12 protein-coding genes are annotated in these 12,916 nt (G+C 73.1%); 5 read left to right on the top strand and 7 right to left on the bottom strand.

From position 1 onward, the window contains the following. Positions 1 to 58: 58 nt before the first annotated feature. The 4 genes from ACI78R_RS01380 to ACI78R_RS01395 all read right to left on the bottom strand — a co-directional run bounded on the left by ACI78R_RS01380 (position 59) and on the right by ACI78R_RS01395 (position 5,347). Positions 59 to 1,177: a hypothetical protein gene (locus ACI78R_RS01380; protein WP_457039396.1), complete on the bottom strand. Its 1,119-nt coding sequence runs from the start codon at positions 1,175 to 1,177 to the stop codon at positions 59 to 61. Between the two features lie 143 nt (positions 1,178 to 1,320). Continuing rightward, complete coding sequence (locus ACI78R_RS01385; protein ID WP_457039397.1) at positions 1,321 to 2,907, bottom strand: hypothetical protein; 1,587 nt, start codon at positions 2,905 to 2,907, stop codon at positions 1,321 to 1,323. Between the two features lie 140 nt (positions 2,908 to 3,047). Beyond that, entirely contained in the window at positions 3,048 to 4,532 is a 1,485-nt protein-coding gene (locus ACI78R_RS01390) for a hypothetical protein (RefSeq protein WP_457039398.1), read from the bottom strand. After that, positions 4,529 to 5,347 (bottom strand): tyrosine-type recombinase/integrase, encoded by an 819-nt coding sequence (locus ACI78R_RS01395; protein WP_457039399.1) that lies wholly within the window; start codon positions 5,345 to 5,347, stop codon positions 4,529 to 4,531. Before ACI78R_RS01395 ends, ACI78R_RS01390 begins: the two co-directional genes overlap by 4 nt. Positions 5,348 to 5,708: 361 nt before the next feature. Between ACI78R_RS01395 and ACI78R_RS01400 the strand changes: the two genes are divergently transcribed. Next, complete coding sequence (locus tag ACI78R_RS01400) at positions 5,709 to 6,536, top strand: PIN domain-containing protein (protein WP_457039400.1); 828 nt, start codon at positions 5,709 to 5,711, stop codon at positions 6,534 to 6,536. A 106-nt stretch (positions 6,537 to 6,642) separates the two neighbouring features. Here the strand turns inward: ACI78R_RS01400 and ACI78R_RS01405 are convergent, their stop codons facing one another. Further along, entirely contained in the window at positions 6,643 to 7,302 is a 660-nt protein-coding gene (locus ACI78R_RS01405) for a DUF6308 family protein (protein ID WP_457039401.1), read from the bottom strand. Positions 7,303 to 7,965: 663 nt separating this feature from the next. Here ACI78R_RS01405 and ACI78R_RS01410 point away from each other — a divergent pair. From ACI78R_RS01410 to ACI78R_RS01425, 4 genes are all read left to right on the top strand, one after another. Further along, entirely contained in the window at positions 7,966 to 8,331 is a 366-nt protein-coding gene (locus ACI78R_RS01410) for a hypothetical protein (protein WP_457039402.1), read from the top strand. A gap of 195 nt (positions 8,332 to 8,526) precedes the next feature. After that, positions 8,527 to 8,895, top strand: coding sequence for a hypothetical protein (locus ACI78R_RS01415; RefSeq protein ID WP_457039403.1), 369 nt, complete (start codon positions 8,527 to 8,529; stop codon positions 8,893 to 8,895). An 88-nt stretch (positions 8,896 to 8,983) separates the two neighbouring features. Next, positions 8,984 to 9,325: a hypothetical protein gene (locus ACI78R_RS01420; RefSeq protein WP_457039404.1), complete on the top strand. Its 342-nt coding sequence runs from the start codon at positions 8,984 to 8,986 to the stop codon at positions 9,323 to 9,325. A gap of 181 nt (positions 9,326 to 9,506) precedes the next feature. After that, on the top strand, positions 9,507 to 11,129 hold the full coding sequence (locus ACI78R_RS01425) for a DUF6119 family protein (protein WP_457039405.1): 1,623 nt from the start codon (positions 9,507 to 9,509) through the stop codon (positions 11,127 to 11,129). A 181-nt stretch (positions 11,130 to 11,310) separates the two neighbouring features. On the opposite strand, the gene ACI78R_RS01430 is transcribed toward ACI78R_RS01425, so the two are convergent. After that, the gene (locus tag ACI78R_RS01430; RefSeq protein WP_457039406.1) at positions 11,311 to 11,742 is read right to left on the bottom strand and encodes a DUF6508 domain-containing protein; all 432 of its coding nucleotides are present in this window, start codon (positions 11,740 to 11,742) and stop codon (positions 11,311 to 11,313) included. Positions 11,743 to 12,051: 309 nt separating this feature from the next. Continuing rightward, positions 12,052 to 12,900, bottom strand: coding sequence for a hypothetical protein (locus ACI78R_RS01435; protein ID WP_457039407.1), 849 nt, complete (start codon positions 12,898 to 12,900; stop codon positions 12,052 to 12,054). Positions 12,901 to 12,916: the final 16 nt, after the last annotated feature.

Here is a 12,916-nt window from a genome sequence, read left to right on the forward strand (position 1 = left end):
CAGTGCCAGGCCCCTCCGACAACGCATTCGCCTGCCAGACGGGACGCCGACCGTCGTCTCAGGCGGCCCGGCGGAACCGCGGGGTGGCCGGCCGGGGGCCGGCCGACTTGGGCAGGTCCGTGGTCAGCAGCCGCCGGGTGCGGTGCTCCGTCTCGCCGGTGAGGGCGAGGGCGGCCTGGCGGTCGCCACGGTCCGCCGCGACCTGCGCGGCGTAGAGGCTGACGCTCTTGGCCGTGATGTCGGCCAGATGGTAGAGCCCGCCCTTGACGAGGATTCCGTCGATGACCCGCTGCGCGCTCATGGTGGCCTGCTGACCGCCGGGCTGGTGGCCACCGCCGTAGCTGACCCGGGCGGCGGGGTCGAGTTCTCCCCCGGCGGCTCGCGCGAGGACGGCGAGCTGCCGGGTGACGATCCGGCTGCCCCAGTCGTCGAGCCGACCGGTGCGCGCAGCGCGCAGCTGCCGCTGCGGGAGCTCGTCGGTGGAGTGGGCGGGGTCGTAGGGCAGCGGGATCGTGCGCGTCGAGCCGAGCAGGGCGAAGCCGCTGGGCGCCTGCCGACGGTCCAGGTCGCAGACGCGGACGCCGGTGGTCTCGCCGGGGGTGGCGCCGCCGTCGGCGAGGGCGAAGGTGGCTGCCCCTTGCAGCGACCGGGGGCGGCGGGCTGCGGCAGTAGCGACCAGGCGGCAGAGCAGCACCTCGTCGGCGGTCAACGGCCGGAAGGTGTGCATGGTGCGCCGCGCGGCCAGGATCGGCATGGTCGCCAGGAGGGCGTCGAGGTTGCCTCCGGCGGCCAGCTCAGGGCTGGCGAGGAGCGCGGCGAGCAGGTTGCGCTGGCGGTGCAGCCGGTGCATGTCCTCGCTGCCCGGGTGGCAGTCCGTGACGGTCAGGGGGTGCAGGGCCTCCCGCAACGAGCGGGTGTCCTTCTGCGTCGGCTTGTACGGGGTCAGCGGCAGCCCGGTGAGCTGCTGCAGGGCAGCGGTGGGGTCGGCGCGGACGTCGCGCAGGGTGGCGTAGCCGTGTCCGGCGAGGGACTCGGCGAGCCGCTGCAGCTCCGAGGGCAGGTCCTCGCCACCGATGGGCAGCAGCTGCTCGTTCCGCCAGGTGGCGAGGGTGAGCAGCGCGGCGTCGGCCAGGGCGAGGTCGTCGGTGTTGGGGATGTGGCGCGCAGCGGCGGGCATGTCGGTCTCCGTCCGTGAGGGAACGGAGGCGGACCGTCCGCGGAGCGGAGGCGTCGGCAATCACCGCGAAAGGCGGGTGAGCAACGCCAACGGCCGCCGCCCCGGATGGGGCGGCGGCCGTTGGGGAAGGCCTGCGGGTGGGGTCAGTACGCGCCGGCGCGGACGGCGCGCTGGTGGGTCTCGGCGTCGATCATGTGGTGGACGCAGAGCATGTCGAGGGTCTGCACCATGCCGTCGGGGCTGGAGGCGCGGCCGTGGTGCTGGGTAGTGGTCTGCGCGGTCTGGTTGACGCTCTCCGACAGGTTGCGCTGGTTGGCTGCCTTGAAGCCGGGGTCGCGGCGGGAGGGCACCCGGATGTTGTCCAGGGCCCGCTGGTGGCGGTCGCGACGCCGGGAGTCGCGCTGGGTGCGCTGCGGGTACCAGACGCTGTGGTGGTCAAAACCGCCGTGCGGGCACGGGACGTGCCAGTCGGTGTGCTGGGCGAAGCTGCCGTCGGCCAGTCGCTCGGCGGTGCTGCGCCGCGGGGTGCACCGGGCGGTCCTGATGCCGTTCTCGACCACCCACAGGGCGCCGTCATCGGCCCACAGCTCCGGCTCGCACGCGTGGTCCGCAGCGTCTGCGGTGACGGTGCCGTATGCGTAGCGCTTGCCGTTGACGGCGTCGTAGCCGGCCGTGGTGGCGTAGAGGTTGATGCCCAGCGGCAGCGGCGCGTCCTGCTCGATGAGCGTGCGCGCGGTGGTGCGCATCAGCGCCTCCAGCGTGGCCTTCTCCACGGTCAGGCCGGCCGTGGCGGCGATCTGCCCTGCCTGCCGTTCCAGGTAGTCCCGGGCCCGTTCGTGGTCGACGCTGCTGGCGGCGTTCTCCCGGTTGACGGCGCTGACGCCGTGGAGGGCCATCAGCCGGTGCCGGCGCCAGCCGGTGACCACGCGGTCGTAGTCGAGGAACCGGAACCCCTCGCCGATCCCGGCGACCAGGGCGTCGATGAAGGGCTGGGCGCCGTCGATTTCGGCACCGAGCTCGGCGACCGAGCCGAATCCGACGGTGCCGAACGGCGTCCACGTGTAGAAGCTGATGAAGTTGATCCCGTCCTTGCCCTTGTGGTCGGGGACCTTCGTCGGGTTGCGGCGCATCTGCTGGTAGCGCACGCGGTGCGGCGCGCTGGCCCGCGTGTGCTGGTAGCCCCACCGGCCGACCTGGCCGGCCGGGTCGGCGCGGATGCGGCTGTACTCGTCGATGATGGTGCCGTCACCGATGACGGTGAGGGACTCGTCGGGGTCGGTGTAGTCCCAGGGCTTGGTCGGGTCGAACGAGCCGTACAGCTTGGCCTGCGCGACGGCGACCTCCATCGTCCGGGCCTGCATCTCCTGCAGCGCGTCGGCATCGGCGGCGACCCTGCGGTAGAGCTCGTCGGCCACCTGCGCGGACGGCACCTCCACCGGCAGCCACTCGCCGAAGGTGTCGAAGTGCGCCTGGCGGGCCGCCTGCCAGCCGGCGCGGTCCGCGGCGCGCGCGGCGTTGACCGTGCCGCGGGCCAGGCGCGCGCAGACCTTCATCGCCCACAGCTGGCGATTGGGCCACTTGCGCGAGGCGCGCATGGGGTACACCTCGTCGAGGATGTCGTCGAACTCCACGATGCCCGGCCAGGCGAAGACGCCGGCCATGTGGTCGGTGAAGTCGTCGGGCCGGGCGATGTGCCCGGACAGGTGCTTGGTGCGGATGGAGCGGGGCACGGCCTTCTCCCGGTGCGTGCAGGTTCGATGACCTGTTCACGCTCGCCGAGCGACCGGGCCGTTCGCGTCGCCCGCAGACCCGATTCACCCCCTCCCCCGAACGCCCCACAAGCGTGGGCGTTCGGGGGAGGTAGGGGCGCTCAGGCCGCCCGCTTCCGCGCCAGCCGCGGGTCGGCGGCCAGCGCGGCCTGGTACGCCGTCATGGCGTTGTGCAGCAGCGCGAAGCACAGCACGTCGACCAGCTGCCGGGCGCCGCCGAGTGAGGCGGCCCGGTCGACCAGCAGGCTGCGCTTGAGCATCGAGTTCCAGCTCTCGGCGTCATTGCGCAGTCCGTAGAGCCGGGCGAAGTCCGGCTCGCCCTCGGCGATGACGCGAACGTGCCCGGCCCGGCGGTGGTCGGGGTCGCCGGGCTCGCCGTGCGGGGTGATCCAGGCGGTGAACTCCCCTGCCGGGCACGGCACCCGGTAGGCGACGTTGAAGTGGTAGCGGCCGGTGGACCGTCGGGACCGCTTGACCTGCAGGCGGTCGAGCCGGCCGAGCACCACCGGTGCGCCGGACTCGTCGAGGCCGACCTCGCTGACCGCGCCATTGACCGCGGCCACGGTGTGCCCGCAGGAGCCGCCCGTGGTGTCGTGCTCCCACACCCCGAGGGAAAACCAGCGCGGCACCTTGCCCTCCCCGGCGCGCGCCTTGTCCGCGGCGCTGCGGGGCGCGGCGGGCACCTTGTTCACCACGATCAGCCCCGTGCGGGTCATCACCTCATCGACCTGGGGGCCGACGAAGGCTCCGTCGTAGGCGACGGCCTGGATGCCGCTCCCTGCCGCGGCGTGCACCTGCTTGATCAGCTCGACGGCGGTATCGGCCTCCAGCCCGGGGCGGGGGACGCGGTCGATGGCGAGCACGACCCGCTGCTGCGGGCCGTCGCCGCGGGCGTAGAGGGCGACGAAGTTCTGGCCGAACACCGGCCCGGCGTGGCCGTGGTACTCGGCGACGTCCGGATCGAAGCGGCGGCCCGGCGCCTCGATGGGCTCGCCCGCGGGGTCCAGGTAGACCACACGGGTCTCGCCGGTCTCGGGGTCGGTCTCCCGGCGCGCCGCCGGGGGCCGGTACATCGGGCGGACCACGGTGCCGTCGCCGTAGATGGTGCGCGACCGGTCAGGGTGGCACAGCGAGCCGGGCCCGTCGGGCCGCAGCAGCCCGAAGGAGCGGGCCTGGCGCACCGCGGCGTCGATGAACCGAGCCTGCAGCTCGGTGCGGATGTCGGGGTCGGTGAGGTAGCGGTCCCGGGCGTTGCGGAACGCCTCGAAGGTCGCCGGCCGTTCCCCGGGCAGGCGCGGGACCAGCTCGTCGGGCAGCTGCGGCGCCATGCGCACCACGGTGTCGTGCACCAGCCGCCAGGTCGCCGCGTGGGCCAGCTCGGTCTGCACCCGGATCCCGGAGCGGTACAGCCGGGCGAGCACGCCGTAGGCCAGGACCACGTAGGCCGGGTTGGCCGGCGGCCGTCCCACCGGCGGTCGGGGGATCAGCTGGGCCAGCTCGTAGAGCGCCGGCGCGGAGAACACCGCCTCGATCTGCTCGGCGGTCGACAGCCGCCGCGGCGCGGGCACCGCCCGCAGCCGGCTCATCGGGCACCCTCCCGCCAGGCCAGGGCGATGTCCTCGGCGCAGGCGTCCAGCGACCGGTGTCCCAGCGCCCGGGCCACCTGTTCCAGCGGGGCCCCGGCGTCGTACAGCCGGCGGCCGGCCCAGTTGCGCAGGCTGGCCGGGCGCACGTCCGTGTCGGCGCGGAGGCCGGCCAGGTCGAGCACCGTGCGGATGGCGTTGCACGCCGCGGCCTGCGCGTTCGCTCCGCCGGGCGGCGCGGCGCCGGCGTAGGCCAGCCGCGTCGTCGCGGTGGCACCGCGGTTGATCAGGTCGGTCACGTGGCGGGTGAGGAAACGCCGAGCCCAGGGGCTGAGCTCGCCGGTGCGCGGATCGTGCCGGCGCGTGCCCGGCAGCCGCACGGTGGACGGCTTGGTCGGCTCGTCGAGGTCCGCCACGGTGAGCGTGGTGATCTCGCTGGTGACCGCGCCGGTCTCGCCCAGGGCCCACACCACCGCCCGCAGCCGGGCCACCGCCTCCCCGCGGAGCTGTGCGGTGGCCCGGCACAGCATGACCTCGTCGTCGGTGAGCGGTCGGGCCGCCAGCAGCCCCCGGGGCGGCAGCCGCAGGTCCAGCGTCGGGTCACCGACCGGCTGCCCCAGTGCGCGCAGCGTCCGGTACAGCATCCGCACCGCCGTGCGCCGCGCATGCCGCGTGGCCAGCTCCGGTTCCTCGCCGCCGCGGGTGCGGGCATGGACGAAGCCGGCCGCATCGGTCGGCGTCACCGCCGTGAACGTGGCGACCCCGGTGGCGGACAGCCGGGCGGCGAACCGGGTCGCGGTCTCCCCGACGCGCGCCACAGTCTGTTCGCCGTGCAGGCCGTCGGAGCGCCAGGAAGCGAGGACCAGGTCCAGTGCGACGTCGATGGGAAGCGGCGCCGGGGGCACCGGAGGACGAGAGGTGAGCCGCGTGACTCGGCGAGGCATCTGCAGGCCCTTCGGGCGGAGCACGGACGTCTCCGAACCCGGCGGGACCGTGCAGGCCGACTGCGCTCCTGCATTCACTGCGCGGTGGGTCCTGCACTTCGTCTGCATCTCCGCGCGCCCGGTCGAGGGCACGCCCTACGTGCCGGCCCGGCGCGGCTCCCTTGTCGCTGGCGGGCAGCACGGTGGCTGGGGAAGCAGGAGCCGTGCTGTCGGTGGCTGCCTACACACTGCGGCCGTGATCATCCCGCTCGTATGGCCTCGTGCCGGCGCATCCGGCCGTGCCCTCATCGCCGCGCTACGCGACGTCCACAACGAGGCGCAGAACGTCCCGATTGCGCCGGAGGATCCGATCACCGCGTACGTCCACTGGGCGACGCAGTCGGTCACTGCCTTGCGTCCGTGGCTCGGCGGCGACGATGTCGACCGCCTCGTCCGTACAGCAACCTACTGGGCCGCCCTGACGATGCCGACCGGCACGATGCAGGGAGCCCGCCTTGTCGGGGAGGAGATGATGGCCCGGCGGGAAGAACTGCAGCGCGTCCTGACCTCCCTGGAGCAGTTCACACGGCGGTTCGAGGATGCCCAGTCGTCCGCACTCGTCGTTCCCGACACCAACGTGCTACTCGAACACCCGCACGCCCTCGACAACACCGACTGGCATGACCTGGCCCGAGAACATGCCGCTCCGATGGACGACCTGCGGGTGGTTCTTCCACTTCTTGTCGTTGATGAACTCGACGACGCCAAGCGGAACAACAGGACCAAGTCCCGTGCACGGCAAAGCCTGAAGATGGCGTACGGCTACTTCGGTCAGAATCGGGCTTCCACCCTGCTTCGGGAACGCAGCACAGGTGGCGGACGTGTCGAGCTTGAGCTGCTCATCGAAACGCCCGGTCACGCCCGCCTTCCCCGAGCCGACGACGAGCTCGTCAGCGTTGCGACCCGACTGCAGGACTTCGTGGAACGCCCCGTCATCCTGATGACCTACGACACGGGCTGCGCCCTACGCGGCGTCTCCGGCGGCCTCTGGGTTGCACACCTCACCCATCGGGACGACAGCTGACCCGGCCCCCGAGGGACGCCCACGGAGGGCCGCGCGCCCTCCGGGAGCTTTCCGTCACAGGGGCCACCGGGGACCGGGCCAGACGGCGGCCTTGCCGGTCGCGGTGCTACGTGGACGTACAGCCGGTCTGGTGCTCCCAGATCACGATGTCGGCCGCGCGGAGCAGCGAGATGCGCCTGCCGTCGGGGGTGCGTACCGGCGCCCTGGACGCCGGCGCAACCAGTCGCTCGAGCCACTCTCGGTTGGCAGCCCAGTCGGCTTGCAGCACCGGCCACAGCGCACGAGCAGGGGCTGGGCCATTGACCGGCGCCACCCCGAAGTAGAACCCGTACACCCTGCTGTCGAAGATCGGGACGAGCGCCGGCCGCTTGCGATGCAGGATCTTGGTGATCGCGACCTCCTTGAGCCGCTTCACCCAGCCGTGCGTGCGCGCCACCGCCAGGGCGTTCTGTACCGCAGCCCAGGCGGTGTCCGGCGCGGTCAGGTCGACGGTGAGGAAGTCCGTGGTGGCGCTGTCGGGATGATCCAGAACGGCCTGCAGCGCCATCAGCAGCTCAGCACCTGGGCCGGTCGGCCGGTACAGCGGCACGACCTGCTCGTAGTTGATGCGGACGCTCAACAGCGCCGGCGCCAAGCAGTCCACCGGCGTCAGCGTGCTCGGGTCACCCAGGCGGTCGTACGTGGTGAACGCCCGCTTGCCGTGTGGATCGGTGTAGTCCGCCAGGTGCTGTTCCGCGCAGGCCTGCAGCGAAGCGATCGACGGCACGCACCCTCACTCTCGAGCATCTGGCGGACGCAGCACGCTAGCCGTCGTCCGCTCTCTACGACTGGCGCCTCGCCGCTGCACGCTGCGTCCCCGGGATGCCGAACCGGCCGCACAACAGGTCGCTGACAGCCGGGGATTGCCGAGCCCGCTCCCGGAGGAACCAGTGGCTGCACCGGCCCTCGGGCTGGTGACCGCCGGCGTCACGTCCGGACCGCCCAGCCGGGCGGGCACCTCGTGGCCTCACCCCCATCGCGGTGGGTCGCGGACAACTCCACAGCGAAGAAGGGCGACCGCAGCCCGCACGTCGACGCGGACGCATACCGCGTGCCGGGGGCAGAGAAGGAGGTGATCAGCCGCCACCGGGCGCGGCCGGGACGGACCGGTCACAGAGACGGACCGGTCACAGAAGGGAGGGATCGAGCGCCGGGCCACCCAGCCGATCGCTACGACGTGCCGGTGGCCGCGCCCGACTGCAGCGGACGCCGCGCGCCGGTGGCACCGAGGAGGTGATGAGCCGCCACCGGGCGCAGCGCACCGGGCTTGTCCTCACCCCGAGCGCCGCAAGCAGTGACGGCGAGCTCCCCAACCGACATCGGCGGGAGCTTCGCGCTACCCCCCGGCACCACCGCCGGGACTAGCGCCGAGGTCCCCGGGAGAACCGGCATGACCACGATCGACGATCTGCTCGGCGCCGGAGACGGCACCGTCGTGCAGCTGAACGAGCGGCATCCCCGCCGTCGCGTGCACCTGCAGCGGCTGTTGGATGTCCGCGCACGGCTCGCCGTCCTCGCGGCCGAGCAGCGGTCGCATGATCTGCCCGAACAGCAGGAGATCACCCGCCTGCTGTGGGCCGTCGAGGAGACCATCCACGGCGGCTGGCCGCGCACCTACTACGAGCAGTTCCCGCAGTGGTGCGCCGACGAGGAGTCGCTGCTGCACGAGCCGACGAGGTCGGCGACCGGCTGCAGCGTGTGCCGCGCCGGGTCCGCGCCCGGCAGGCAGAACCACCAGCCGCCCGGCGCGGCGTGACGGAGTGAGCCCGGGCGTCCGCGCCCGGGCTCACTCCCGCTGCCGAACCGCGGCCTGCTGGTGACCAGCGCCGGCCGCGGTCCGCAGACACCCGATCGGGTGTGTCCAGCGAATGCCACCCACCGCGGTACCTGCACTTCTGGCGATGCGACCCACTCGCCGCGGCCTCGTGCCGCCTGTCCCGGAGGTGCCCCGATGCCCCACGCCGACTCCCTCACCGCCCGCCCGCACCGGCCGCTGCACCCGGATGTCCTGTGCGAGCTGCGCGATGCGGCAGTCATGCGCCGCGCGGCGGCGCTGCTCGACATCGACATCGCCTCGCTGCCGATCGCCTTCAGCCCTCACCACCGCAGCGAGCGCCTCGCGGCCACCCGCACCGCGGCCGAACTGCTGCTCGCCCGGCTGGAGCTGCTGCTGCCCTGCCCGGATTGTGCCGGCACCAACCAGCGGCTCGAGTGCGCGCAGGAGCTCGGAACGCTGGAGGCGCGCCTCGCGAGCGCCGCGAGCCGGGCGCAGATCGCGCTGTCCCTGAAGCTGCGCAGCCCCCACCTGTACGCCGCCTGACCCACCGCCATCGCCCGACACCGGCACGGAAGCCGGCCGGGCGGCGTCACCTGGGCCCGCAGCGCCCGCCGACCTGAAGCAGGGAGCTATGAGCGCAACCGATCACACCCACAACCCCAATGCCTGGATGTACCTCGAAGGCCCGGCCCGCCGGGTCCTGCGCATGAAGCTGCTGCACCGCCGCGACCACCTGGCCGCCGCGGCGGCCGAGCACGCCGCTCACGGACAGGTCGGCGCCGAACTGCTCTGGCGGGCGGTCGACACCGCCGAAGCTCATCTGCGCGACATCTTCCCCGAGACCTGGGCCGAGGAGCACGAGGATTGGGCGGCGACCGACGCCGCACGGCTCCACACCGTCGACGCCCCCCGTCCGGCGGACTGCCGCCTCTGCGCGCTCAACCCGCCGGCCCGCTCCTCCGCGGCGGCCTGACCGAGGTGTGGCCCGCTCCGCACCCGGGAGCGGGCCACACCTCCGCAGCAGCGGAGGGTGCGACGTGACCGCCGCGAGGGCCGGACCGTGATCCAGAAACCGAGGAGCTCCATGCGACAGGATGTGTCAGCCACATCACACCGGTTGCAGAGTGCACTCCCCCGAGCACAGACTGTAGTGCGTGCCTCGCCCGCAGTCTCCGGCCGCCCGGACCACGCTCTACCGGTTCGAGCTCCTCGAGACCCTCGAGGACGGCGTCCGGGAGAAGTACCGGGAGCAGGACGACTTCGAGGGCGTCCTCACCCAGGTCGGCGGGCGCGAGGCGCTGCTATTCAGCGGCACCATCATGAAGGCCGGACCCGTGCCCTGGGTCGCGACCCTGCGGGGACTCACCGGCGCAGAGCTGGACCTGGCCAACCGGACCGCCGCGGCCGTCCTCCTGATCCGGCGCGGCGATGCCGGCGCCTGGGCGCTCACCTACGGAATGGGGTTCCAGCTCCTCGACCACGACAAGATCGACGGGGCCTTCGGACAGCGCATCGCCCTCCGGGTGGCCGACGAGGCGGCGCTGAACTCCATCACCCGCACGACCCTCGATCACCGCGGACGGACAGACCGCCTGACCAGTCCAGGTGGTGATCACCTGCGCGGCTTCGGCGTCGGCGACGTCGGCGAGCTGGTCTCCCGGCTGGTTGGTCGCGCTGCCATTCCGGACCTGACTTGCGGCGAGAAGCCCATCACGATCCGCGGCGCGGACGCCCTGAACATCCCGCTGGGACGGAAGCCCGAGCAGCTGCTCGCCGACCTGGACGTGCTCGACACGCTGCTGGAGCAGCCGGCGAGCCCCGGACTGGAGGCGCTCGAGCAGCTCGTCGCGATCAAGCACCCGGAGGATCTGATTCAGGGCCTCGAGGCGAAGCTGAACGCCGTCCTGGCCGACCCGACGTCGGACGCCCGGTTGACCACCGCCTGGCCGCACGAGCGCATCAACGACAACGGCATGCCCGACGCGTACAAGATCAAGGGGATCAAGGGGCACCTCGGCGACGGGGTCCCCACCGTCGCCACCCTCCGCGACGTCCTCGAGGACGAGCCCGACGCCACGAAGCTGGACCGCCTCCGCCGGCTGAAGGTGATGCTGTACCGAGACGCCGACGCCACGGAGGCCATGAGCCAGGACATCCCCGGGGACCGCTGGCTCGCCTTCGAGACCCATGACGGGCCGCGGCGGTACGTCTTCCACGACGGACGCTGGTTCCAGATGGACGACAGGTACGCGGACAAGCTGCGGGCCCATGCGAAGCGGATCTTCGACCGGCCATCCCCGGTGCAGCTCCCGCCCTGGCCGGAGGACATGGACGAGGCCGACTACAACAAGCACGTGGCCGAGGAGCTGGGCGGCGTCCTCATGGACAGGGACCTGATCCGGACGCCGATGCACCGGCGCGGCATCGAGGCCTGCGACGTGCTCATGCCCGACGGGATCCTGCTCCACGTCAAGGACGTCGACCGATCGTCCCCGGCCAGCCACCTGCTGGCTCAGGCGCTGGTGTCGACCGACGCGCTCCTCAACGACGAGGAGGCACGCGCGCAGTTCGAGGAACGGATCGAGCGGAAGGGCGGGTCAGCCGTCGACGTGCCGGCTCGCATCTCGACCGTGGTCCTCGGCCTGGCACGGAAGGGGAATCCTTTCACGAGCGACAACCTGTTCACCTTCACCCAGGTCACGATGGTCCGACTCGTCGACGTCCTTCAACGGCAGCGCGTGGACGTGTTCATCGAGCCGATCCAACGGGCCGCGTAGCAGATCTCGCACCTCCCCGGTCATTCCAGGAGAAGCGGACACCCATTCCATCGAGATGGGTCCGGCGTCCTAAGAACCGAGGGATGGGCCGGTCGGCCACGCCACGAAAGCCCAGGTCACATCTAAAACACGGAGCCCCCAGAGGCCCGGCACGGCCGAGTCTCCCAGACCGCGCCGACGGTCACCGGCCGTCCCGGATCCGCCGCGCCGCCGCCAGCAGCCGGCCGTCCTCCAGCGCTGCGGCGACCGTCCCCTCGGCGAACCGATCGCCCCGGACGATCGTCGTCACCAGGCGGGCGACGTCGGCCAGCGAAGCGGCAGCCACGTCGCCGGCCGTGCGGTAGCGGCGCGCGCCGTCCCAGCGCATCCAGTCGAACACCGGCACGGCGCCAGCCCGGCCCAGCGCGCCCAGCAGGGCCGACACGGGCTCCGCGTAGGCGGCCCACGGCATGGTGATCGCGCCGCCGGCCTGCCGCTCCCCGCCGCGCCACTCCACCAGCGGCCCGGACGCCTCCTCCACCGCCGCGACCGCCGCCGCCAGCTCCGCACGGGCCTCGCGGGATGCCGATGCCAACCCGGCCAGCACCGCGGCGTCGTCCGGTGCGGCGCTCACAGCACGTCGAGCACCAGCAGGACCACGATCGTCAGCACCGCCGAGATGAGCAGCGAGCCGAGGCAGCCGAACCGGTTGGAGAAGAAGAGGAACACCCGCCCGGGGTGCCCGCAGACGCTCCCGCGGAACCCCGCGTGACCGGCGTCGCCACCCGGACGGGCGGGTCCACCCGTTCAGGGGATCGTGGCCCCCGCCCTCGACTACCTACGGTCATTCCCAGTGCGGCGCCGACAACGCGCCCGCACGCCAGACCCCGGTCCGGCCGCCCCGTTCCCCCCGGGCGCGGCCGGACCGGTCCCATGTGAGGGGTCAGCAGGCGCTCCCGGTCAGCGCGAACAGCTCGTCCCGCTGCGCCTGGTCCAGCGGCAGGTCGACGGTGACCTCGTCCTCGCCGTCCACCTGCACGCCGAGCACGAACAGGTACGGCTGCTTGGTCTCGGCCAGCGCGTGGGGGTCGCAGCGCGCCGTCGTGAACTCCAGCGCCACCTCCCGCGCGTCCTCGCCCTCCCCCAGCGTCGCCGGGAGGTCCGCCGCGACGTCGTACAGCACGTTGCCGTCCAGCCGGGTCAGCGTCACCGCCCGCTCGTCGTCGCCGGCGCGGGTCAGCGCCAGCGTCCCGGTGACGGCGTCGCCGCCCATCGCCAGCCCCGTCACCGTCACCCCGGCGACGGCGAGCGCCGCTTCCGCCGCGCACGTGTCGGCGTGGATGCGGGCCAGGTCCGCCGCCGCGAGCGGCACCCGCAGCACCTCGCTGCTCCCGTCGGGCCGGACGACGGTCAGCCGCGCGGCCGCGGGCTCCGCGGCGGAGCCACAGACGGCGTCCCCGTACGGCGCCGGCAGGTCGATGACGCGGCCCGGCACGAAGGCGGCCTCCACCGGCCGGTCGGGCAGCGCCGCGAAGCCGGGCGAGTCGATCACCACCGAGGTGACGGTGAACGGCCCGGCGCCGGTGTCGGTCACCCGCACCTGCACCTGCCCGCCGACCGCCGCGTCGGTGCGCAGCTCCACCGCCTGGGCCTCGATCCCCTCGACGGCGGGCACCGCAGGCCCCGGGGAGAGGGTGGCGGACGAGGACGCCGACACCGACGACGAGGCCGCCGGGGCGCCACCGCACCCCGCGCACAGCAGCAGGACCAGCCCGGCCGCCGTCCGCCTCATGCGCGCAGGGTAGGGC

Source organism: Geodermatophilus sp. SYSU D01106 (assembly GCF_054049995.1).